At 58.6% G+C, this 24,096-nt stretch carries 12 protein-coding genes; 6 read left to right on the forward strand and 6 right to left on the reverse strand.

Annotated features, from left to right (window positions below; genetic code table 11):
* The first annotated feature begins 11 nt into the window (after nt 1–11).
* The 3 genes from ftsA to lpxC all read left to right on the forward strand — a co-directional run bounded on the left by ftsA (nt 12) and on the right by lpxC (nt 3,688).
* On the forward strand, nt 12–1,241 hold the full coding sequence (gene ftsA / locus B9Z39_RS04235) for a cell division protein FtsA (protein WP_100145304.1): 1,230 nt from the start codon (nt 12–14) through the stop codon (nt 1,239–1,241).
* Nucleotides 1,242–1,423: 182 nt separating this feature from the next.
* Nucleotides 1,424–2,689, forward strand: coding sequence for a cell division protein FtsZ (gene ftsZ, locus B9Z39_RS04240; RefSeq protein WP_100145306.1), 1,266 nt, complete (start codon nt 1,424–1,426; stop codon nt 2,687–2,689).
* Nucleotides 2,690–2,764: 75 nt separating this feature from the next.
* Nucleotides 2,765–3,688 carry a UDP-3-O-acyl-N-acetylglucosamine deacetylase gene (gene lpxC / locus B9Z39_RS04245; protein WP_100145308.1) on the forward strand — a complete coding sequence of 308 codons (924 nt, stop codon included), beginning with the start codon at nt 2,765–2,767 and terminating at the stop codon, nt 3,686–3,688.
* A 1-nt stretch (nt 3,689) separates the two neighbouring features.
* Here the strand turns inward: lpxC and ruvC are convergent, their stop codons facing one another.
* From ruvC to B9Z39_RS04275, 6 genes are read right to left on the reverse strand one after another with little or no spacing between them, the layout of a single operon-like run.
* On the reverse strand, nt 3,690–4,238 hold the full coding sequence (gene ruvC, locus B9Z39_RS04250; protein ID WP_108300821.1) for a crossover junction endodeoxyribonuclease RuvC: 549 nt from the start codon (nt 4,236–4,238) through the stop codon (nt 3,690–3,692).
* Nucleotides 4,239–4,247: 9 nt separating this feature from the next.
* Complete coding sequence (gene mtgA / locus B9Z39_RS04255; RefSeq protein ID WP_108300822.1) at nt 4,248–4,985, reverse strand: monofunctional biosynthetic peptidoglycan transglycosylase; 738 nt, start codon at nt 4,983–4,985, stop codon at nt 4,248–4,250.
* Nucleotides 4,982–5,794 carry an energy transducer TonB gene (locus B9Z39_RS04260; RefSeq protein WP_108300946.1) on the reverse strand — a complete coding sequence of 271 codons (813 nt, stop codon included), beginning with the start codon at nt 5,792–5,794 and terminating at the stop codon, nt 4,982–4,984. The genes mtgA and B9Z39_RS04260 overlap by 4 nt, the downstream gene beginning before the upstream one ends.
* 47 nt (nt 5,795–5,841) lie before the next feature.
* Entirely contained in the window at nt 5,842–7,935 is a 2,094-nt protein-coding gene (locus B9Z39_RS04265) for a ribonuclease catalytic domain-containing protein (protein ID WP_108300823.1), read from the reverse strand.
* Between the two features lie 51 nt (nt 7,936–7,986).
* Nucleotides 7,987–8,577, reverse strand: coding sequence for a YqiA/YcfP family alpha/beta fold hydrolase (locus B9Z39_RS04270; RefSeq protein ID WP_108300824.1), 591 nt, complete (start codon nt 8,575–8,577; stop codon nt 7,987–7,989).
* 30 nt (nt 8,578–8,607) lie between these two features.
* Entirely contained in the window at nt 8,608–19,305 is a 10,698-nt protein-coding gene (locus tag B9Z39_RS04275; protein WP_108300825.1) for a VCBS domain-containing protein, read from the reverse strand.
* Between the two features lie 443 nt (nt 19,306–19,748).
* Between B9Z39_RS04275 and B9Z39_RS04280 the strand changes: the two genes are divergently transcribed.
* The 3 genes from B9Z39_RS04280 (at nt 19,749) to tldD (ending at nt 23,962) form a co-directional block, all read left to right on the forward strand.
* Complete coding sequence (locus B9Z39_RS04280; RefSeq protein WP_158269450.1) at nt 19,749–21,212, forward strand: alpha/beta fold hydrolase; 1,464 nt, start codon at nt 19,749–19,751, stop codon at nt 21,210–21,212.
* 70 nt (nt 21,213–21,282) lie between these two features.
* Entirely contained in the window at nt 21,283–22,437 is a 1,155-nt protein-coding gene (gene rodA, locus B9Z39_RS04285) for a rod shape-determining protein RodA (RefSeq protein ID WP_100145323.1), read from the forward strand.
* Nucleotides 22,438–22,501: 64 nt separating this feature from the next.
* Nucleotides 22,502–23,962: a metalloprotease TldD gene (tldD, locus tag B9Z39_RS04290; RefSeq protein ID WP_108300947.1), complete on the forward strand. Its 1,461-nt coding sequence runs from the start codon at nt 22,502–22,504 to the stop codon at nt 23,960–23,962.
* The last annotated feature ends 134 nt before the right edge of the window (nt 23,963–24,096 follow it).

The raw sequence follows: 24,096 nt of genomic DNA on the forward strand, positions 1-24,096 counted from the left end.
ACGAGGCGGTTATGGCAAGAGATTACAAAGATTTGGTGGTCGGCTTAGACATTGGTACAGCCAAGGTCATGGTGGTCGTGGCCGAAGTCATGCCCGGCGGTGAGCTCAAACTCGCAGGCCTGGGTGTGGCCCCGAGCAACGGCCTCAAGCGTGGTGTGGTGGTGAACATCGACGCCACCGTGCAAAGCATTCAGCAGGCGCTGAAAGAGGCCGAGCTGATGGCCGACTGCAAAATCACGCGGGTCTACACCGGTATCACCGGTAGTCACATCCGTGGCATCAACTCCACCGGCATGGTGGCGGTGAAAGACAAAGAGGTGACGGCTGCGGACGTGGCGCGTGTGGTGGAGACGGCCAAGGCCATCAACATCTCGACCGACCAGCGCTTGCTGTTGGTGCAGCCGCAGGAGTTTGTGATTGACAACCAAGATGTGCGCGAACCGATTGGCATGAGTGGCATCCGACTCGAAGCCAAGGTGCACATCGTGACCGGTGCGCAGAGTGCCGCCGAGAACATCATCAAATGTGTGCGCCGCTGTGGTTTGGATGTGGATCGTCTGATGTTGAACCCCTTGGCTTCTAGCCTGTCGGTGTTGACCGACGACGAACGCGAGTTGGGTGTGGCTTTGGTGGACATTGGCGCGGGCACCACCGATGTGGCCATCTTCACCAACGGCGCCATCCGCCATACCGCCGTGATTCCGATTGCCGGTGACCTGATCACCAGCGACATCGCCATGGCCTTGCGCACGCCCACCAAAGACGCCGAAGACATCAAGGTGGAGTCGGGCTTTGCCAAGCAGTTGCTGGCCGATCCTGATGTCCAGGTCGAGGTGCCAGGCTTGGGCGACCGCGCACCACGCATGCTGAGCCGCCAAGCCTTGGCAGGTGTGATTGAACCCCGGGTGGAAGAAATTTTCTCGCTGGTGCAGCAAGTCATCCGTGAGTCAGGCTACGAAGAGGTGTTGTCTTCGGGCATCGTGCTCACCGGTGGCAGTGCGGTGATGCCTGGCATGGTGGAGCTGGGTGAAGACATTTTCTTGAAGCCTGTGCGTCGCGGCATTCCGCAGTACAGCAGCGCCCTGGCCGACATGGTGTCGCAGCCACGCGCAGCTACTGTGATGGGGCTGTTGGAAGAAGCCGGTATCGACCGCATGCGCGGTGTCAAGGTGTCGCAAAAGAGTGGTTCCGTCAAATCGGCGATGGACCGCATCAAAGACTGGTTTGTGGGGAACTTTTAACCATGATCCCTACCTCCTTGCTCTACCTGGCGCGCGGCAGTCCGCCGCTTCGCCACCGTGGTCGACGATGGCGACCCGGTGCTGCGCACGCACCGCCCACTTGAAAGGGGCGAGATGCACCACAACAAGCAACAGACGAATTCAAGGCAACTGCAAATTTTTAGATCGATAGGAGAAACATCATGAGCATCGAAATGATCGAAGTTGAAGCATTCAACTCAGGCACACAAATCAAGGTCATTGGCGTGGGCGGTGGCGGCGGTAACGCGGTCGAGCACATGATCAGCTCGGGCGTGCAAGGCGTGGAGTTTGTGTCGGCCAACACCGACGCTCAGGCACTGCGCGTGAGCAATGCACACAAAGTCATTCAGCTCGGTTCAACCGGTCTGGGCGCTGGCAGCAAGCCAGAGCGCGGCCGCGAAGCAGCCGAAGCAGCCATTGACGACATTCGTCTGGCGTTGGAGGGCACCAACATGTTGTTCGTGACAGCCGGCATGGGTGGCGGCACGGGCACGGGCGCAGCCCCAGTGGTGGCGCGTGTGGCGCGTGAGATGGGCATCTTGACCGTGGGTGTGGTGACCAAGCCGTTCGAGTTTGAAGGCAGCCGTCGCATGGCCAACGCCGAAACAGGGTTGGCCGAACTCGAAGCCAACGTGGATTCGCTGATCGTGGTGTTGAACGAAAAGCTGATGGATGTGCTGGGCGACGATGCCAGCCAAGACGAAGCCTTTGCCTTTGCCAACGACGTGTTGAAAAACTCGGTCGGCGGCATTGCCGAAATCATCAATGTGGAAGCTTTGGTGAACGTCGACTTTGAGGACGTGCGCACCGTGATGAGCGAAACCGGCAAAGCCATGATGGGCACCGCCGTGGCCAACGGCCCAGACCGCGCCCGCATCGCTGCCGAACAAGCGGTGGCTTGCCCACTGCTGGAAGGTGTGGACATGTCGGGTGCCAAGGGCGTGCTGGTGCTGATCACTGCCGCCAAGGGTGGCTTGAAGTTGTCTGAGTCGCGCGAAGCCATGAACACCATTCGCAAGTTCGCTTCGCCCGAGGCGCACGTGATTTATGGCACGGCCTACGACGAAGAACTGGGTGACCAGATTCGTGTCACCGTGGTGGCGACTGGTTTGGCCGGTGGCCGTCGTGCTGCGCCTCAGTTGCAAGTGTTGCGCACGGGCACCGATGGTGTGGGCATGCCGATGCACGCCAACAACGCCTCGCCTGCTGGTGTTCTGGCTGCTGCCAGCGCAGGGTTGTCGGGTTTGGCTGCTGGTTTGGGGGTGGGGGCTGCACCTGCGCCCACGCAACCGGACTACAACAGCATGGCCGTTCCCAGCGTGTGGCGCACCAACCGCACACAAGCTGCGGCCAAGGTGGATGCCCTGTCGTCGGGCGGCATGGATGACTATGAAATTCCAGCCTTCTTGCGCAAGCAAGCGGACTGAGTGTTTCAAGCTTTCTATCAAGGTCATTGAAACGAACCATGCCCCCTGAACGGGGGGCTCGGTAAAATTCACCCTGTGCTGAAACAAAGAACCCTTCAATCCCTCACCAAAGCGGTGGGAGTCGGCCTGCACAGCGGCCAGCGTGTGGAGCTGACCCTGCGACCGGCGCAACCCGACACGGGCATCGTGTTCCGTCGGGTGGATTTGCCGCAACCGGTGGACATTCCTATCAGTGCTGTGGCGGTGACCGACACGCGTCTGGCGTCGACCATTTCCAACGCCGGTGCCAAGGTGTTCACGGTGGAGCACTTGATGTCGGCGTGTGCAGGCTTGGGACTCGACAACCTGTACATCGACATCACGGCGGAAGAGGTGCCGATCTTGGATGGGTCGGCTTCGTCCTTCGTGTTCTTGCTGCAAAGTGCGGGCATCGTGGAGCAAAACGCACCCAAGCGTTTCATCCGTGTCTTGCAGCCGGTGGAAGTGCGCGAGGGGGAAGGTGCCAACGTGAAGTGGGCCCGCTTGGACCCGCACCATGGCTACAAGCTGAGTTTTGAAATTGACTTTCACCACCCGGCGGTGGACTCCACCGGTCAACGCGTGGTGTTTGACATGGACACCGGCAACTACGTGCGCGACATCGCGCGCGCTCGCACCTTTGGCTTCACGCGCGATGTGGAGATGATGCGTGCCAATGGCCTGGCCTTGGGCGGTGGGTTAGACAACGCCATCGTGATGGATGACTACAAGGTCTTGAACAGCGATGGTCTGCGCTATGACGACGAGTTTGTGAAGCACAAAATCTTGGATGCCATGGGCGACTTGTATTTGATCGGCAAGCCCTTGTTGGCCGCGTACTCCGCGTTTCGTTCAGGCCACGCGATGAACAACAAACTGTTGCGTGAACTCTTGAGCCGCCCCGAGGCTTATGACGTGGTGACGTTTGAAGATGCGCGCAAAGCGCCACCGGGTTTGGCGCAGCTCGCGCCGGCCTGGTAATTCAGCGACTGCGCCCCGCCTTGTACATGCCGCTGGTGGCGCGCTGCAAGCCAGTGGCTGCGGCCAAGCGCGCCATCGATTGCCCGGCATGGGCGTGTGTGATGGCCAGCCCCAAGGCGTCGGCGGCATCGGGGCCAGGCAGGCCGGGGAGGTTCAACAAACGCTTGACCATTTCTTGCACTTGCGCTTTTTTGGCCATGCCGTGTCCGGCTACGGCCTGCTTCATTTGCAAGGCGGTGTATTCGGCCACGGGCAAGTTGCAGGTGACCAACGCCGTGACGCAGGCACCACGTGCTTGACCCAGCAGCAGCGTGGCTTGCGGGTTGACGTTGACGAAGACGATTTCCACCGCCGATGACTCGGGTTGGTAGCGTGCCACCACTTCGTGGATGCCGTCGAACAACACCTTCAAGCGCGCGGGCAAGTCGCCTTGCACTTGCTTGTCGGTGCGGATGGTGCCGCTGGCGATGTAGTGCAGTTGTTGGCCGTCTTTTTCCACCACGCCAAAGCCAGTGGTCCGTAAGCCGGGGTCAATGCCAAGGATGCGCATGGTGATGGTTCAGGGCAGTTGCGCGCCGCCCATGCGGGCTACGATGATGTCGGTGCGGCCCGCGAGGTACTCGGACTGCGGAAATTTTTGGTAGTACTTGGGACGCGGCAGCATGACGGCCAGACGGGCCGCCTCCCAAGCAGCCAGTTGCGCAGCAGGCTTGTGGAAGTAGTGTTGTGCGGCGGCTTCGGCACCAAAGATGCCTTCGCCCCATTCCACGTGGTTGAGATAGATCTCCAAGATGCGACGCTTGTCGAGCACGGCTTCAAGCATCAAGGTCAGCACAAATTCTTGGCCTTTGCGCATGAAGGTGCGTTCGCCCGACAGAAACAAATTCTTGGCCAGTTGCTGCGTGATGGTGGAGCCACCCACCACTTTGGGCGGGCGTGTGGTGTGTGAGGCGGCCCGGCTGGCTTGCAACTCTGCCTTGGCGTTTTTAGCCCAGGCTTTTTCTATGGCGTCCCACTGTACGCCGTCGTGTTGGGCAAAGATGTCGTCTTCTGACGCGATGACCGCACGTTTGAGGTGGTTGGAGATGCTGTTGTAAGGCACCCAGTCTTGACGCCAAGGCAAACGACCTTGGGTGGTCGCGATGTGCCAGGCTTGCGAGCGCTCAAAGGCCGTGGACTCGGGCGCAAGGCGTGCCATCAAGGCGATGCGCGCCAAAAAGAAAACTTGCAAACCCAGCCATGCCACGAGCAGCAGCAGCAGCCAGCGCCAGATGGGGGAAGTGCGAGAGAACGTCATCCAGGGGCTCCTGAACCGCCGCGTGTTTGCAAGGTGTTGTTGCGGCTGAAGATGAAGCGCGAGACGATGGCCAGTTGATCGGCTTGTTTGCGCATGGCCGTGGTGAAGCTGCCAAAAGGGCCGGCGCTGGTGGCAATGGCTTGGGCCCGTCGGTCCAGGTCGGGCTGGCCAGAACCTTGGACCACTTCGGTGCTAAGCACGCGTCCATTCGCGTTGACGGTGATGACCATGGTGAGTTCGCCGTAGAGTTTTTGTCCGCCGCGTTCGGGAAAGTACAAAGTGCCGCGTTCTTCGATTTTGCGCCGCAGGGCATCGTAGTACTGGGCGTAGGCCACTTCACGGGTGGCGGGGCTGATGTAGTGCTTGCGTGGGCGTGCGTTGTCTTGGTCGATGCGTTGTTCAATCTCGGCCAAGAGTTTGAGCAGTTGGCGACGTTTTTCTTCCAGCGCTTCTTGTGCCGGGTCGGCTTTTTGGGGCTGCGGTGGGGGCAGTTGGGCCAGCAGGTCTTTGACCTGTGCCAGCAGCAAGGCCTGTTGTTTTTGCAACGAGGCCATTTGCTTTTGCATGGCATCGGCGCTGTCACCCGCGGTGGTGGTGGCCGCTGAGGGCAAGGGCGAGGCTGCACGTCCGCTGCGTTGTTCGCCACCGCCTGCCAACTGGGTTTGAGCCAGGGCTTGGGCCTTGTCAGGTGCTTTGGACACGACCCGGGTGTTGACCAAGATCACGTCGAGTGGCGTGTCTTTGAACAAACGATCAAACTGCGCGGGCGCTGCGATGCGCAAGCTCAGCAGTGCAATGTGCACGCCCATTGAAATGGCCAAGGCCCATTGCAAACGGGTGACACGCTGCAAGACGCTCACGCTGGGTTGACCTCCGCAGCGGGTGCATCGTCCATGTCCACCGCGATGGCGATGGGGCCGGCAGTTGCGCTGTCGTCTTCATCTTCTGCGGGCTCGGCACTGTCGGTGCCATGGGGCTGGTCAGCGTCGAGCAGGGCCATGAACTGACCGCTGATGTCCAGGGTGATGTCGTCGATCGCACCCAGGCGCAGTTGCACGCGTGCGCCGCGCTGCAATTCACTGTTGCCCAGCACGGGCAACACTAAGGGCAGGGTGTCGGCGCGCGCCATGGGCGGCTGGCCCGGAAAGGTTTTGAACACGGTGGCGGTGAGTTCAGTGATCTGGTGTTGCTTGAGGTATTGCAGCGTCCAGAAACGTTCCATGCCCGCCTGGTAGCCGTTGTAAGCGCTGTAGGCACCGTCGAAGGCCGAGATGATCGAGAACAACTCGGCATCTTTGGGTTTGAACGGCGCAGCCAACGCCGCGGTGTTGCCGTGTTTGGCGCAAGCAATGATTTGCCATTGGTTGACCAGGTCGGTGTAGCGGCGCAGAGGCGAGGTGCTCCAGGCATAGCTGGGCACACCAATGCCGGCGTGGGGCAGGGCTTTGGTGCCCATGCGCACTTTCACGCCCGGCAACAGGCTGGCTTGGCTGCGGTAGATGCCGGGCACACCCAGCTCGTTCATCCAGTTGCCCCACGTGCTGTTGGCGAGAATCATGGCTTCGGCCACCATCAGGTCGAGTGGCGCGCCGCGTTGGCGCACGCTGATCTGCACCTGTTCGTGGCCCGTGGGTGCCAGCCCGCTTTTGGGGTCTTGCGTTGCGTCTGCGCCGCTCACGAGTCGGAAGTTGTAGTCCGGTCGGTTGAAGTTTTCAGGCTTGCCGCGCACCACCTCGCGCTGGGCTTTGAGGTGTTGAGCCAAGCGGAACAAAAACGCCAGTTGTACGCGCGGCATGGCGGGTTCTTGTGTGCCTTCGGCGTGGCGAAAGTTGGCGTCGTTGAGCCAGGCTTCGGTGACGATGGCGTCCAGCTGGTCGTGGCGCAGGTTGGCCGCAATCGGTACACGCTCGACGCGTGTGGCGGTGTGTTGAATGCCTAAAGTGGTTTCGTCAAAGGTGACGTACAGCGACACCGCCGGGCAGTCGCGCCCCTCTTGCAGGGTGTAGGTTTGCACCACCGCATCGGGCAACATGGTGACTTTGTAGCCCGGCATGTACACCGTAGACAGACGCTGGCGACCCAATTGGTCGATGGCGTCGCCTGGCTTCAACGCCAAGCCGGGTGCTGCGATGTGAATGCCCAGTGTGACCTGCCCCGTGCCCAAGCCCTGCACCGACAAGGCGTCGTCGATTTCGGTGGTCTGCGAGTCGTCGATGGAATAGGCCTGCACCGGGGCCAGCGGCAGTTCGTCGGCAATGACCGGGGCTTGGACGGCAGGAAAGCCCGTGCCTTTGGGAAAGTTGTCGAACAAGAAGCGTTGCCAGTGGAACTGGTAGGCCGAGGTGATGGCGCCGGCTTGTTGCAGCAGGGCCAGGGGCGCCGTCTGAGTGGCGCGCGCGGCGTCGACCACAGCTTTGTATTCGGGCGCGTTTTTGTCGGGCTTGAACAAGATCTTGTAGAGCTGGGCTTGGACTGGCTCGGGGCATTGCCCTTGCGTCAAGGCTTGGGCCCAACTGTTGATTTGCTCTTGGATTTGTTTTTTCTTCTCGATCGCGGCCAAAGCTTGTTGGATCACTTCAGCAGAGGCTTTTTTGAAGCGACCTTTGCCCGCACGACGAAAGTAATGGGGTGCTTCAAACAGGCGCAGCAGGGCGGCGGTTTGTTCGGTCAGTGTGGCTTGAGCGCTGAAATATTCACGCGCCAAATCGGCAAAACCAAACTCATCTTCGGGTGCGAACTCCCAAGCCAAGTCCAGCTCGATGGTGGCGCTCAAGGCGAGTGCCTCGCGCATCAACTCAGCGGGCGAGGGCTTGTCGAACTTGAGCAGCAACTGAGCTGCCTTGACCTTCACCCGTTTGCCGGATTCCAGTTCAATTTGTGCCGAGCTCTCTGCTTCGGACAGCACCCGACCGGTCTGGAATTTGCCAGCTTCTTCAAACAATGCATACATGGATACATTGTCCCATGCCCGCCCTGTGCCGTTGCACGATGTGGTGCGGAATTAAGACAGGCCGAGGAAGGCCAAGACTTGGGGGATGTACTGGTCAAAGTCGCTCAAGGCATGGTCGCCGCCTTCGAGCACAGTTTGCTGTGCGCCTGCATAGCGGGCTGTCATTTCGCGCCAATCGAGCACCTCATCACCCTTGGCAATCAGGGTCATGAAGCGTTCGGGTTGCGCTAGGGGGCCAACGGCCAAGGCACGCAGTTCATCGACAAATTCAGGGGCAAAGAAAAAACGCTCTGCTGGGTCGTGCCAGCTGGTTTGCTCGCCGATGTAACGGCTCAAGTCACGGGCTGGGTCCACCGCAGGGTTGAGGAGCACCGCACGCCAGCCGCGCTGTGCGGCGATCCAGGTGGCATAAAAACCGCCCAGGGACGAGCCGATCACGGCCGAAGTGTCTGCGGGCCAATGGGCGGTGCCCTGCGCGATCAATGCGGCAGCCGCTTGCGGCGAGGGCGGCAACTGCGGACACCACCACTGCACCTGCGGAAAACGCTCGGCCATGAGTGCTGCCATCTGGCGGGCCTTGATGGACTGAGGGGACGAGCGGAAACCGTGCAGGTAGAGCAGGTGGGTGGTGGGGGTGGGCATGCAAAGAGCTTACCCCCTCCTCATGTGCCCTCAAATGACGGGAGTCGTGGTTTGAAGGCCGTGTTGCAATAGCACTTGTAGGTGGTTGGCTGAATTGGTCCAGATGTCAAACACTGTATTGTCAACAACTGTTGTGGCATTAGCTTTTACCCAGTCTCCCTCTTGAAAAGCCACGGTGTCAGCTGCATCACCCTTGAGCATGAACTGATGCATATCCGAGTAGCCTGCCAATGAGCCCCAAAGGTCGGTGGTATTGTTTTTTTCTAGCAACGAGTTTGCACTAAGTTGGTAGGTGTCGCTTTGATTATTTCCTGCTAAGTTATCGAGCACAGACGCTTGTGTTGCGTTGCTTGTGATAGTCACGTTGACAATTTTTTCTGTACCGTCTGCAGTCTGTACCTTGAAGCTGTCCGTTAGCGTCGAGTTCGAATCCAACGAGGTGCTGTCGTTGAGCGTATACGTCCATGCGCCATTAGCTGACACCATATAGGTTCCGTAACCGCTTGTGCTTTCCGCGGCCGTGCTCAGCTCTTTGAATGTGTCGGGCGTGTTGTCTACATCCGTGTCTAGCAAGGTGCCGATTAGGGTCTTGGTATTGATGGTATCAGTCAACGAACCGCTCGTGTCGCCACTGATGACGGCGGCATCGTTGGTGCCGGTGATCGTGAAGCTCACGTCCTTGGTCGTGCCGTCGGCGGCGGTCACCGTGAACGTGTCGACCTTGGTCTGGGCTGCACCCAGGTACTGCGTGGCGCTGTTGGCCACGCTGTAGGTGTAGCTGCCATCGGCCCCCAGCGAGAGCGTGCCCAGGTTGCCCTGTGCGCTGGTCACGCTGGTGCTCAAGGAGGCTGCGCCATCGACATCGCTGATGCTGATCGTGCCGCTGGCGGTCAAGTTGCCATCGGCGTTGGCGTTCGCGTCTTCGGTCACGCTCGCGTTGCTGGGCGAGCCAATCACGGCGGCATCGTTGGTGCCGGTGATCGTGAAGCTCACGTCCTTGGTCGTGCCGTCGGCGGCGGTCACCGTGAACGTGTCGACCTTGGTCTGGGCTGCACCCAGGTACTGCGTGGCGCTGTTGGCCACGCTGTAGGTGTAGCTGCCATCGGCCCCCAGCGAGAGCGTGCCCAGGTTGCCCTGTGCGCTGGTCACGCTGGTGCTCAAGGAGGCTGCGCCATCGACATCGCTGATGCTGATCGTGCCGCTGGCGGTCAAGTTGCCATCGGCGTTGGCGTTCGCGTCTTCGATCACGCTCGCGTTGCTGGGCGAGCCAATCACGGCGGCATCGTTGTGCGAGACGACGCTGACCGTGCGCTGTGCCGAGGCCAATGCGCTGCCACTGCTGTCATCGAGCTCAAACTGAATTGTTTTTGTACCCGCTGCGCTAGACCAGTCTTCGGTGACGCTGCCGTCGCTGGCGTTCCTGACGCTCAAGTAGATTTTGGAGGCCAGTGCTTGTGTGATGGCGGGCGTGGCGGTGTCGTAGAGATGAATCCAGAGCGCACCGCCATGCAGGCCCTTGTAGGTGCTGTCGACGGCACCTACCACAATGTCTGCGTTGGTGTTGCTGGTCGTGTGTGGCGTGACGTTGAGGCCTGTGTTGCCGTCGTAAGTGGCGTCACTGTAGTAGTGAATATAGCCACTGCTATCGACCGAGAACATGCCAGATGAATTGCTCACGCCCATGAACAGTTGGGTGGTGCCACCGCTGGTGATGCTCACCTTGAGCGTGTCGCCGCCAAAGTTGGCAGTGTCTGCATCGGTCAAGCTGAGCTGCTCTAGTCCAGCGACAGCGTTGACCACACCTAAGTCTGATGCGCTGCCGTTGTGGGCGATGTAGCGCCCTGTGTTGTTGAGGTCTTCGTCAATGACGCGGGTACTTGATGCGATGGTTAGCACTGGTGCTACATTCGTTTTCATACCGCTTTGTATGAGCAATTGCACTCCGCTGGTTGCGTTCGTCCAAATATCAAACACCGTGCTGTTAACGGTGGCGGTGGTGTCGGCTTTGACCCAGCCTGTGTTGACGAACGACACCGTATCAACCGAATCGCCCTTGGTCATGAACTGCTGCATGCCAGAGTAGCCTGCCAGTGAGCCCCAGATGTCTTTCTCTGTATTGCCTTGATTCAGCAACAAACTTGTACTGAACCTGAATGTGTTGTTGCCAGCACCCGTCATGTCGTAAACCTCAAACTGCTGGGTATTGATGCCCCAGCTGCCGCTGGACGTGGTGGGTGGAGCACTGTCGCTGAGCTTTAAGGTGTCGATGCCACTGCCGCCAACAAGGTAGGAGCTGTTGGTGGAGTCGAACAAGTCAGTGCTAGCCAGAATCACCGTGTCATCACCGTCACCGGCAAACACCACCGAGTCACCCACGACGTTGATGGTGTCATTGCCCGCCCGTGCCCAGACCACGCCATCGGCGGTCAAGGTGTCAGCATCCGTGGTGCCTATGTTGACCAAGGCGTTTGCGCGTTCGTTGTTGTTTGTGAAGCGCATCTCCAACGCTTCGATGCCCGTGACGCTGCTGGTGCCTGACAGTCCGCTGGCCGAGTCGGCAACAACGCTGACCTTGCCTGTGGCTTCCGAGAAGCTGAAGGTGTAGTCGCTGGTGTAGCCCGATGCATTGGCCACAAACACACCGTTGACCCAAGAGCCATTGGCGCTTTGCAGATCGAAGCTTTGGTTGGTGGCCGAGGCGTTGGCTGCTCTGGCTTGTGCACCATGCAGTTGAACCACCAAGGTGTCGGTGCCCGTGCCGCCATCTATGGTGTCGGTGCCGCTGCCCATCAAAATCTTGTCGTTGCCAGCACCTGTGTTGATGGTGTCGTTGCCGCCTTGGCCCACCACAATGTCGATGCCACTGTGGCCAGTGATGGTGTCATCGCCCGTACCGGCCTTGACGGTGACACGCTGGGTGCTGTTGTAGCTGGACAGGTCTATCGTGTCATTGAGGTAAGTGCCTTGCACCACGATGTCGTCGATGTTGACGGCATCGGTGAAGGTTTGAACAGACTTCCACAACTGTCTGGCGCTGTTACTCACATCCTGTACCTCACCGTTGCTGTCTTTGTAACGCAGGTGGTAGACCAAAGACTCCACACCGTCAGGCCAGTCGCTGGCTGTGGCGGGAACGGTGTAGGTGTAACCAGACACGATAGAGCCCGACTTGAGCAAGGGGACTGTGTGTGTGGCAGATAAGTAGCCAAGGGAATACTGCGAGGCTTCAGCCGCCGTGGTGACGCTGCTTGGCAAGAAAATAGAAACAGCCAAGGTGTCGCGCTCGCCGTCTCCCCCTGTGACGCTTGAGCCTGACAGAGATGTGGGCGTTGTGGTGTCACCTGAAAACCACGGACCCAACAAATCGTTGCCGCTGGTGCCTGTCGAGCCCACGATGGGGTCGTTGTACAGCCAGTAATCGGCGGTAGGGGTCACGCTATGGAGTGTCAAATTGGCGGCGACAGAACTGCTGGCACTGGTGATGGTGCTGCCGTTGGCGGTGCTCAGGCCAACGATGTGGAACTGCCCCCCCAGGTTGTCGGTGTCTGCTGCAGCATAGGTGTAGGCAAAGCTCAGTACGGTGGCTCCACCGCTGCCCGTGGAGGTTTGGCAGGTGGCGTACGCCGTGTGGTTGGTGCCGCTTGCGTTGGTGAGGGTGAGTTGGAGTTGGGGTGTGCCAGACACCACCACGGCTTGATCGAAACCAACGTTGATGTAGATCGTGTCGTCGGGGGTGAAGAATGAGGTTTGGGTGCTGTCCAAAGAAACAAAGCTCACCACGGGGGTGATGCCAGCACTCGAAGTTACCAGCACGTTCATGAAGGAAGCGATGGTGGTGTAGCCGTTGCTGTCCAGTACGCTGCTGCCACTGCTATCTGTCACTACCGCACCGTTGTCAACCAAAGGTGCCGCCATCATTTGAATGCCGTCGCTGTCGCTGAGCCCTGCTTCGACCACATAAGCAAAGGTGAGTTGCTTGGTCCCGCTGCCCCCTGTGTAGGTGGCGTATTGCGTTGCATCACCAATTTTGAGTTGGCATTGTGGAGTGCCGTTGGTGGTGTCCACATAGACGACTTCATCTGCTGTGATGGTGATGGTGATGGTGTCGCCCGTTGTGTAGGTTCCTGCAACGGCGCTGGCACCCGTGACGTCCGCGTGCGAGATGACATTGACCGTGCGCTGTGCCGAGGCCAATGCGCTGCCACTGCTGTCATCGAGCTCAAACTGAATTGTTTTTGTACCCGCTGCGCTAGACCAGTCTTCGGTGACGCTGCCGTCGCTGGCGTTCCTGACGCTCAAGTAGATTTTGGAGGCCAGTGCTTGTGTGATGGCGGGCGTGGCGGTGTCGTAGAGATGAATCCAGAGCGCACCGCCATGCAGGCCCTTGTAGGTGCTGTCGACGGCACCTACCACAATGTCTGCGTTGGTGTTGCTGGTCGTGTGTGGCGTGACGTTGAGGCCTGTGTTGCCGTCGTAAGTGGCGTCACTGTAGTAGTGAATATAGCCACTGCTATCGACCGAGAACATGCCAGATGAATTGCTCACGCCCATGAACAGTTGGGTGGTGCCACCGCTGGTGATGCTCACCTTGAGCGTGTCGCCGCCAAAGTTGGCGGTGTCCACATCGGTCAAGCTGAGCTGCTCTAGCCCAGCGACAGCGTTGACCACCCCTAAGTCTGAGGCGCTGCCGTTGTGGGCGATGTAGCGCCCTGTGTTGTTGAGGTCTTCGTCGATGACGCGGGTGCTTGATGCGATGGTCAGCACTGGGGCATCGTTGGTGCCGGTGATGGTGACCGCCAAGACCTGTGTGGTGCCGTCTGCTGCGGCCACGGTGGTCGTGTCGGTGTAGGTGGTGCCAGCCACAAACTCGTTGTGTGCTGAGTTCATGGTGTAGGTCCACACCCCACCGCTGGTGATGCTGAAGCTGCCGTAGCTGCCCGCGACTCCCGTCTGCGCGGTGAACAGGCTGGCTGTGCCGTCAACATCGGTGCTGGTGAGGGTTCCGCCGGTGCTCAGAGCGACGTTTGTTTCCGTCAGGCTGGCAGTTTTGGTGCCGCTGATGACTGCCGCATCGTTGGTGCCGGTGATGGTGACCGCCAAGACCTGTGTGGTGCCGTCTGCTGCGGCCACGGTGGCCGTGTCGGTGTAGGTGGTTCCGGCCACAAACTCGTTGTGGGCTGAGTTCATGGTGTATTTCCACACCCCACCGCTGGTGATGCTGAAGCTGCCGTAGCCCTTGCTGCCCACCACGCCCGATTGGGCTGTGAACAGGTTGGCTGTGCCATCCACATCGGTGCTGGTGAGGCCTCCACTGATGGTTTGGAAAGCATTGCTCTCCGTCAAGCTGGCGGTGCTGGTGCCACTGATCACCGCTGCATCATTGGCCCCGTTGAGGGTGATGGTCAAGGCAGATAAAGCTGTTTGGCCGTCACCGCCTTTGACTTGGTAGCTGAAGACATCGCGCAGGCTTTGCCCAATGGCCAAGGCTTGTACAGCGGTAGAGCTGTCGTTGGGTGTGTAGGTGTAGCTGCCATCTGCGCTGATGGTGAGGCTGCCATAGAGGCCTTGCAAGGTGAGGGTGCTGGCAGCGTCGACGGTGGTCAAGGTGGTGCTAGCTGCTGCTTTGGCTCCGCTGACGACCAGGCTGGTGCCGACATCGTTGGTGAGAACCGAGCCAGTGGCAAGCACCGCTGCGGTGGCGTTGTTGATGCCGCCCGCCTCGGTGGCAGACGCGCTGTCAGCCACAGGCTGGGGGGCGTTGGCGGCCAGCACTTGCAGGGTGAGTGTGCTGCTGGCTGACAGGCCTCCTGCATCTGTGGCTTGGATAAGCACGGACAGAACGGCTGCGTCTGTGGCGCTGGGTGTGCCTGTGAGTGCGCCTGTGCTGCTATTGATGCTGAGCCAACTGGGCAGGCTGGAGCCGTCGGCCAACTTGGCGCTGTAGGTGAGGCTGGCGTTGTCGACATCGGCAAAGGTGTTGCTTGGCAGGCTCCAGCTCAGGGCTTGGCCGCTGACCGCGTTGGCGGTGGTGAGTTCGTATTGCACCGTGGGGGCGTCGTTGACGGCGTTGACGGTGATGAGCACAGTTTTTGTGCTGGTGGCCGTGCTGCCACCGTACTCGGTGCTGGTGACGCTGGCGGTCAGGCTGATGCTGCCGTTGTAGTTGCTCGGTGGTGTGAGGGTGAGGCCCTCTAAGCTTGCTACGGGTACCAGTGCGCTGCCGTTGGTGACGGTGAAGGTGGTGCTGCCGTTTTTGAGCACGGCCCCGGTGGGGATGCCGATGAGGGTGACAGACGAGAGCGTTTCTGAGCCGTCGGTGTCAGTCAAGGCGGCGCTCAAGTTCAAGGCGATGGCAGAGTCTTCGTTGCCAGTGGCGGCGCTGGCAGTGAGGGTGGGGGTGCTGGCCGCAGCGTCTACAGGTGTGGCATTGGAGGCGGTGATGCTGCCTAGCGTCAAGCTGGCGTCGGTGCCTGTGGCGTTGCGCAAGGTGCTGCCGTTGAGGCTCAAGGGGGTGTAGGTGTTGCTGCTGGTTTTGACACTCACACCATCGCTGTCGCTGTCACCGGCTTGCACGGTGTAGCTGAAGCTGAGGGTTTTACCGTCGCCAGAGATGCCGCTGTAGCGCGCCAAACGGGTGGTACCACCAACGTCGAGTGCCAGGGTGGCGCTTGTGCCGCTCACGGTCAATGCTTGGTCAAAGGTGACCGTGGCGGTGAGTGTGTCGTCCACACGGTAGCTGCTACTTTTGCCGCTGGGTGTGCCACTGAGGGCCATGCTGCCAATAGCAGGGGCTGTGCCGCCTGCCAACAGAAAAGTTTTCGTGGCTTCGGTGCTGTTGCCTGCAAGGTCGGTGCTGGTGGCTGTGAGGGTGGCGGTGCCACCCACTAAGGTGGTCAAGTCTGCGCTGCTGAGCGAGATTTTGTCGAGCCCGCTGCCTTGCGCGCTGGCAATGGTTTTGGTCATGGAGTGACCTGTGCCAGTGCTGATGGTCACGCTGACGCTGGCACCCTTTTCTGCCACCAGAGCCATATCGATGGTTTTGGTGCTGCTGCTGTCAACTACTTTGCGCTCCAAGGCACTGACGATGTCATCGCCCGCCACCTTGCCCAGCGTGAGGCTGGTGCTGGTGTCGAGCACGATGGCACGACTGGTACTGGCTTGAACCGCGCTGCCATCTTGGGTGTGATTGACAGCCAAGTTGACGATGTAGCCACCGGCTGTGCTCAGGCTATTGGCTGGCAGGGTGTAGCTCCAGGTGTAGTCGCTGTTGAGGGTGAGGCCACTGCTGTCAAATGTGAGGGTGTTGCCCCCCGCCATAGGCTTGAGCGTCAACGTCAAGTCACTAGCAGACAAGGTGCTCAGCAGGGCGCTGTCGCCCGTCAAGCTGCCTGTGATGGCCATGGTGTTGCTGGCTTCTGTGGCGTTGATCAGGTTGTTGCCACTGATGGTGTCGATGCTGGCTTTGACTGCACCGACCGTGAAGTTCCACACGCTGCCTAGGCTGCTGGCCAGGGCCGTCATGGTGTTGCCAGCGCTGTCTTTGAAGGCGGTGGATGTCACCTCCACGGTGTAGTTGCCTGTGTCGAGTGTGCTGGGTAGTGTGAGTGTGGCGGTGGTGCCTGTGGCGTCGATGGTGACCCGTGAGGTGTCCGATGCGCTCAGCGTGGCGACGGTGGTATCGCCTTTTTTCACGACGATATTGCCTGTGCCACGTTGCACGGCTTCGCTGAAACTCAAGGTCAGGGTTTGTGTGCCGCCGACGGTGCTGCCGTCGCTGGGAATTTCGGACACCACGTTGGGTGCTGTGGTGTCGACCACCACTGGCAGGCTGCTGGCCGTGGGCAGTGTGGTTTCTAAGGCGTTGCCTGCAATGTCGGTGATGCTGCTGGAGCCACTGATGCTCTTGACACTCACACCCTCAGCGGCGTTGTCGGTGCCGCCAATGGTGTACGTAAACACCAAGTTGCTTGTGCTGCTGAGCGTGCTGCTGTAGCTGGCGGTGACGGTCTGTGTGCCCACGAGCAAGCTGAGCGAGGGGGTTCCATCGACTAAGACAGATTCGCTCGCGCTGAGGGTGACGCGCACCACATCGCCTGTCGTCAGCGCGCCGGTTTTGATTGCGCCTGTGGTGCTGTCGTAGCCTTGAATTTGCAGGGTTGACAGAGTGGGGGCCGTGTTGTCTAAGGTGATCGACACATCGTTGGCGAAGAAGCTGTAGTCGCCGTTTGCACTGGTGACGCTGATCCCTGGTGTGTCGCTACCGCTTTGGGTGAACGTGGCGGTGTACTTGGTGGGGTCGCTGCTGTCTTGGGTCAGACTGCTCACACTGCCGCCGGTGACACTGAGTTGTGCGCTCAAGGCGGTGAGCACGTCTTCGGACGGTTCGGCATCGAATGTGAAGGTGACGGTGGTGGTTTTGCCGCTCCCAATGAGGTTGGCCTTTGTGGTGATGAAGACAGTGGTTTGGCTGTCTTCTTTGGCGGTGGCAGCTGCATCCTTGGCCACACTGGTCAAGGCGTCGATCAAGGTGGTGTCGCTGCTGTAGAGGGTTTGTACTTCGGCCACCCCTTGTGACAACAAGCTGAGTGTCTCCACGTCGGCGCTGCTGAATTGGGCATCCACACCACCGCTGATGGTGATGGCGTTCTCTAGCTTTGACAGCGTGGCGTCCATGGGGTTTTCGGCACCCGAGCGGTCGTTGACGGCGTCCATGCCTGAGAACAGAGCCAAGGCCTTGCCATAGTCGTCGCTGGTTTCGCCGCCCACCACATCAGGGGCCGAGCCACCCACGATGTCTTTGACACCAAACAGGGTGCCAATGGCCGTATTGGTACTCGCGATAGTGCTGGTGTCTACAGCAGCGAGTGTGTCACTGCCATTGAGGATTTTGCGTGTGGCCAACTCAGTCAGCGGGGTGATTTGGGCCGTTTGTTCGTCCGCAGTGCCTAAGACCAGGGTTGTACGCAGCGCACTGCCAAAGTCTTTGCTTTGGCCGGTGGCTTCGTCGGTGTAGCCCACGCCGTCACTGGCGTCTGGGTCGCTCACGCGCAAGACCAAGGCCTGACCCTTGTAGCTGGCCGCAATATTGAGCGTGTAATGCCCCGTGCTGTCGGTGGTGGTGGAGGCGATCACAGTGCCGGCGCTATTCACGGCTTCTACCAAGAGTCCGGCGGCGGCTGTGCCCGCCGTGCCAGAACCACTGATGGCAATGGTGGGCTCTGCTTGTAAGACCAAGTCGATGGAGGTGCTAGCTGTTGCATGCGCCTTGTCGGTGGCTGTGACTTTCAGAGACAGTGTCTCAGCTGTAGTGCCAGTTGGCGGTGTGCCACTGAATGTGCGCGTGCTGGCATCAAACGTGAGCCAGCTGGGCAAGGCACTGCCATCGCTGAGTGTGGCCGTGTAGGTGAGCGTGTCGCTACTGTCTGCGTCTGTAAAGGCAGACGCAGTGAACGAAATGGCTTCGTTGATAACCCCGGTTTGATCTGAGGTTGCTACGGCAACTGGGCTGTCGTTGGTGCCGGTGATGGTGACGCTAACGGTGCGTACGACGCTGCCGCCTTGACCGTCTGAGATGGTGATGTTGAATTGTTCGACTTTGGTTTGACCCTCTGCAAGGTACTCCACCGCACTGTCGGCCACCGTGTAAGACCAACTCAACATCCCGCCCGTACCTGTGCCGGTGGTGTCGCTGGTTTTGGTAGCGGTCAGGGTGCCCAAGACACTACCGACTGCTGTGGCGCTGATGGTGTGGGTATCGGTCAAATCAACATCGCTGAAAGTGATCACACCGCTGTCGGTCAAGGTGCCTGTTGCGGTGTTGGTCAGTTCCGTGACGCCGCCGATGACGTCGGTGACGCTGACGACAGGCACATCGTTGGTGCCGGTGATGGTGAAGGTGGCTGTTTGTGCCACGCTGCCGCCTTGGCCGTCGCTGATGGTGTAGCTGACGACGATGGTTTGTTTTTCTCCAGTGGCCAAGCTGTCAAAAGCGCTGCTGGTGGGGTCGAGGCTGAGTGTGTTGCCACTCAGGCTCAGGCCGCTGGGTAATGTGGATGAGGCTGATCCATTCCCGACTTTGTAAGTGATGTTTGACACGCTGAGCGTGTCGTTGTTGGCATCGGATGCACCACTGAGCAGGTCGATGGTGGTGCTTGTGTCGCCTTCATTGGCACTGGCTGTGAGTGCTGCACTCACGACGGGAGCTTGATTGGTGGGGGTGCTGGAAGACGATCCGCCAGCCGCGCTGGCCACGCCCACAACACCTGCTGCTGCCAGTACACCGCTAGGTACCGTTGTGCTGACCACTGCTGCCAAGGCACTTGTTTCTGTGGCTGCCGCTGCTGTGGTGGCGGCTTGAGCGCCAGGCAGTGCTGAGGCTTCTGTGGCAGTACCTAAAGCAGTTTCTGCGGCTGCAAGTTGCCAAGTTGGGTTCAGGCTTACTTCGGACACAAACTCTTGGTTTGGGTTTTCAGCCGGCAGGCTGGTGTCGCTGTTGACCATGCTGTCGGAGTCTGGCGTGTCATCAGCAGTGGGGCGCGCTGCTTTTTTAGCCAAGCGCTTCGGGGCGGTAGCGATGGCAGGTGTGTTGAGCAAAAGGGCTGCGGGGTTTTGGGTAGAGATATCTGGATGCAGAGCTGCTTGCGTAGGCGTACTGTCTTGAGCTACCGATGGATTGTTGGCAGTTGTTGCGACGGGCTTGCTGGTTTTGGGCAGATCTTTGGGTTGCACGTGGTTCTCCAGTGTTTGCTGTGATTAAAGTAATTCATAAATACTAATTAAAATGCTAGCGTGTAAATTAAGGTGTCTATAAAAAAGTATTCACCCAAACGGGTGATGGCAACCAAAGTCTGTTCTGCTAGAACATTTCTATGCCTTATTCCCCATCTACGCAGTCCGGGTTGTCACACCCGACCAGCAGTCAAGAGTCTGTGACGCAGCTTTCCCACTTGATTGGATTGATTTACGACATTGCCGCAGATGAGGATGTGTGGCCCCAGTTGCTCCAAGCCTTGACCGACTATGTGGTGCAAACACCTTCTGGTCACACAATGGTCTTGGTCGAGGCCCTAGCGCCGCACTTTGCGCGGGCGCATCAAATGCAACAGGATTTGAAACAAACCGAGGCAGATTCGGATGCTCTCGACCAGGTGATCAACCACTTGCCATTGGGCGTGGCGCTGGTCGATTCGCAAGGTACGGTGGTGCACATGAACCGGGCTTTGTTGTCGATGCTCAGGGGCAATGTGTTCATGCGCTTACAGGCTGGAAGACTGGTGCTTCAACCTGTGGACGCGCTGCAGCAGGTCTTGAGGCCTGTGTTTTTAGATGGGCAAACGGGTGTGCCCGTGCGTTTGGGCAAGGTGGCAGACCCGCGTTCAGTTCTTGTATGGGTGACACGACTTGCGAAAGGACGTAGCCAAGTGGGAGAGGGGCTGGCGATGGTGATGGTGGCCAGTCGGCAGCAGCGCGCTTTGACGGAAGAGGGCTTGCGCAGCTTGTTTGATTTGACCCAAGCCGAGGCACGTCTGGTGCAGCATTTGTCGATGGGAAGCAGTGTGGAAGAGGCCAGTGCGGCCCAGGGTATTTCTGTCAACACGGCGAAAACCCAGCTCAAACGCGTGTTTTCTAAGATGGGCGTCAAGCGCCAATCGGAGTTGATTCAAGCGGTGTACAGCTCGCCTCTGTGGTTGAGTTCACAAACAAACGATGTGTCTGTGCAAGGATTGGCCCCCTTAGGTGTGAGATACGACAACCCAGCGCACACGACCCATCATTTACGTCTGGCTGATGGTCGAACCTTGGCCTTTTTTGACCGTGGTGACCCGCACGGCACGCCCTTGATTTTCATGCATGGCTTGGTTGGTGGCCGTCATTTGGCCCCGCCCGATGAAGAAGTGTTGTGCGAGCAACAAATACGTCTCATCGTGCCAGACCGCCCGGGCTATGGCGAATCTGATAACTGGCAGGAACGCTCGATAGCAGATTGGCCTAAAGATGTAGCGCAACTGGCTGACCATCTGGACTTGCAAAGTTTTGCTGTTCTGGGATGTTGGTCAGGAACAAGCTATGCCTTGGCATGTGCAAAATTCTTGAAATCACGTGTGAGCGCAGTTGTTTTAGTTGGCGCACTTCCACCTTTTGAACAGCTAGCTGACTTGCCCGGGCACTATGCGCCTATGCGTAGTGGTTTGATAGTGGCACGTTACATGCCAAAAATTTTGCCATTGATGCATAAAACATTCACGAGAGGGGTTCGAAAAAACGTACATCTCTATTTGACTCGAGCCTTATCGCAAGCCACAGAGTCTGATCGTCAACCTTTTGCAAATCCATGCTTGCGTGCTGATTTCGCAGCAGCCATCTTGGACAGTACCTCAAATGGAGAAAATTTTTTATCTGAGATGCGACTTGCCGCCAATGATTGGGGGTTCAGTCTTGAAGGAATCGATGGTCCTGTTGCGTTCTGGCACGGTGACGCAGATCAATTCATTCCTATAGAGGGTGCCAAACGATTGGCCAAGTTTTTCCAACAAGCCCAATTTCACACAGTGCCGGGCGCTGGTCATTATTTGATTTATTCCCATTGGAATGCGATTTTAGAAAATTTCCGCCTCATTGCTGCCAGCCACGTGTGACCTTGTGACTAAACCACGCCCTCACAGCCAAATCGGCACGGGACAGAAGTTTCACGATAATTGGATCAATATGTCCAACACCCTCCAAAACCCCAGCCTGCTGCAACGCCTGACGCCCTTGCTCAAGGGTTTTGATGGGCCATTGGCATTCGGTGTTTTTTTGTTGGCGTGTGCTGGTTTGTTGATCATGTATTCGTCGGGCTTTGCCAACGGGGCACGGTTTGTGGATCACGGTCGCAACATGTTGTTGGCGGGGTTCATCATGTTCATGGTGGCGCAGGTGCCACCTCAGCGTTTGATGGCTTTGGCCGTACCTTTGTACACCGTGGGCGTGGCTTTGCTGGTGGCGGTGGCTTTGTTTGGCTTGACCAAGAAGGGTGCTCGGCGTTGGTTGAATGTGGGCGTGATCATCCAACCCAGCGAAATCATGAAGATAGCCATGCCCTTGATGTTGGCTTGGTGGTTCCAAAAGCGTGAGGGCCAGTTGCGACCGCTTGACTTTTTGGTGGCGGGTGTCTTGTTGATCGTTCCACTCGCGCTGATCGTGAGGCAACCCGATTTGGGTACTGCCATTTTGGTCTTGTCTGCCGGTTTGGCCGTGATTTTTTTTGCAGGCTTGAGTTGGTATTTGATCGTGCCGCCCATCCTGCTTGGTTTGGTGGGGGTGGTGCTGATCGTGGTGTTTGAACCCACCTTGTGCGCTGAAGGTTTCCGCTGGCCATTGCTGCACGACTACCAGCAGCAACGTATTTGCACCTTGCTCGATCCGAGTCGAGACCCTTTGGGCAAAGGGTTTCACATCATTCAGGGCATGATTGCCATTGGCTCTGGGGGCTTTTGGGGCAAGGGCTTCATGCAGGGCACGCAGACCCATCTGGATTTCATTCCTGAGCGCACCACAGACTTTGTGTTCGCCGCTTTTGGTGAAGAGTTTGGGTTGGTGGGAAATTTGTTGCTGATTGGCAGCTTTATCTTTTTGATTTTGCGTGGTTTGGCCATTGCCGTGGAGGGGCCAACCCTGTTCGCTCGTTTACTGGCGGGCAGTATCACCTTGAGCTTCTTTGTGTACGCCTTTGTCAACATGGGCATGGTGAGTGGCATCTTGCCGGTGGTGGGGGTGCCGTTGCCGTTCATCAGTTACGGCGGTACAGCCATGGTCACATTGGGGCTGGGATTGGGCATTTTGATGTCGGTGGCCAAGGCCAAGCAGTTGGTGCAGTCCTGATCGTTGACTGACGTGCCACAACCTGTGGCGCATAGGGTTGTTGGGTGACTCCTACAATCAAGCCATGATTTCACGTGAACCCACCCTAGAGCGTTTGGCCATTGCCCAACGGTTGTTGCTTGAGCCGTTTGGCTTGGACGAGTCCCATCTGACACGCACCTTGGCCGAGATTCGAGCCCATCAGGTGGATGACGCCGATTTGTACTTCCAATACACCCGCTCGGAAGGCTGGAGTTTGGAAGAAGGCATTGTCAAAACCGGTTCCTTCAGCATTGACCAAGGTGTGGGTGTGCGTGCTGTGAGTGGTGAAAAAACGGCGTTCGCCTATTCGGATGATATCTCTGAGGCTTCGCTGATGGATGCGGCTCGCACGGTGCGCACCATTGCTGTAGCGTCTAAGGGCGGACGGGTCAAAGTGCCTTCGCGTCGTGTGGCTTCGAGTCGTTCGTTGTACCGTGACCTCGACCCCATCGCGTCTCTCGACAGCACCCAAAAAGTGGCCTTGCTGGGTCGCGTGGAAAAGATGGCGCGTGCCAAAGACCCGCGCGTGTCACAAGTGATGGCTGGTTTGGCCAGTGAATACGATGTGGTGATGGTGGTGCGGGCTGATGGCACCCTGGCTGCTGACGTGCGTCCCTTGGTGCGGCTGAGCGTGACTGTGATTGCCGAGCAAAACGGTCGTCGTGAAATGGGTTCGGGCGGCGGGGGAGGCCGTTTTGGCTTGGACCATTTTGACGATGCCTTGGCACAAAGCTATGTAGACGAAGCGGTCAAAGCAGCGCTGGTTAACCTGGAAGCACGACCCGCCCCAGCAGGAGAGATGAGTGTGGTGTTGGGCCCAGGTTGGCCGGGCATCTTGTTGCACGAGGCGATTGGCCATGGCTTGGAGGGCGACTTCAATCGCAAAGGGTCCAGCGCTTTCAGTGGTCGCATTGGCCAACGCGTGGCCGCCAAAGGTGTGACGGTGTTGGATGACGGCACCTTGCCTGACCGCCGTGGCTCTCTGAATGTGGACGACGAAGGACATGCGAGCCAGCGCAATGTGCTGATTGAAGACGGCATTTTGAAGGGCTACATCCAAGACAGCATGAACGCCCGCTTGATGGGGGTTAAGCCCACAGGCAACGGTCGGCGCGAAAGCTATGCCCACGTGCCCATGCCTCGCATGACCAATACCTACATGCTGGGCGGTGACAAGGACCCGCAAGAAATTGTGGCCAGCCTCAAAAAGGGTTTGTACGCCGTGAACTTTGGTGGTGGTCAAGTCGACATCACCTCAGGTAAGTTCGTGTTCTCGACCTCGCAAGCGTATTGGGTGGAGAACGGCAAGATCCAATACCCCGTCAAGGGGGCCACTTTGGTGGGCAACGGCCCCGACGCATTGACGCGTGTCAGCTTGATCGGCAATGACATGGCGCTCGACACCGGGGTGGGTACATGCGGCAAGGAAGGCCAAAGTGTCCCTGTGGGCGTGGGGCAACCCACACTGCGTATCGATGGCTTGACGGTTGGCGGAACGGCGTAAACCCTAGCCCATTGTCAGCAAACGGCTTGTTTTGCTGTGCTACATTTCAAGACATGAGTTCTGCACGTTTTTATTTTGCTTACTTTTTTATCTCACGCCCCACCGGCGGTCGAGAGATCTGAACGTATCTGAAA

The sequence above is a fragment of the Limnohabitans sp. JirII-29 genome (genome assembly GCF_003063395.1).
In the GTDB taxonomy this organism is placed as follows: domain Bacteria; phylum Pseudomonadota; class Gammaproteobacteria; order Burkholderiales; family Burkholderiaceae_C; genus Limnohabitans.

Coding starts and splice junctions, on each gene's coding strand:
- ftsA (WP_100145304.1), top strand. CDS start 12: ATGGCAAGAGATTACAAAGATTTGGTGGTCGGCTTAGACATTGGTACA.
- ftsZ (WP_100145306.1), top strand. CDS start 1,424: ATGAGCATCGAAATGATCGAAGTTGAAGCATTCAACTCAGGCACACAA.
- ruvC (WP_108300821.1), bottom strand. CDS start 4,238: ATGCGCATCCTTGGCATTGACCCCGGCTTACGGACCACTGGCTTTGGC.
- mtgA (WP_108300822.1), bottom strand. CDS start 4,985: ATGACGTTCTCTCGCACTTCCCCCATCTGGCGCTGGCTGCTGCTGCTG.
- B9Z39_RS04260 (WP_108300946.1), bottom strand. CDS start 5,794: ATGGGCGTGCACATTGCACTGCTGAGCTTGCGCATCGCAGCGCCCGCG.
- B9Z39_RS04265 (WP_108300823.1), bottom strand. CDS start 7,935: ATGTATGCATTGTTTGAAGAAGCTGGCAAATTCCAGACCGGTCGGGTG.
- B9Z39_RS04270 (WP_108300824.1), bottom strand. CDS start 8,577: ATGCCCACCCCCACCACCCACCTGCTCTACCTGCACGGTTTCCGCTCG.
- rodA (WP_100145323.1), top strand. CDS start 21,283: ATGTCCAACACCCTCCAAAACCCCAGCCTGCTGCAACGCCTGACGCCC.
- tldD (WP_108300947.1), top strand. CDS start 22,502: ATGATTTCACGTGAACCCACCCTAGAGCGTTTGGCCATTGCCCAACGG.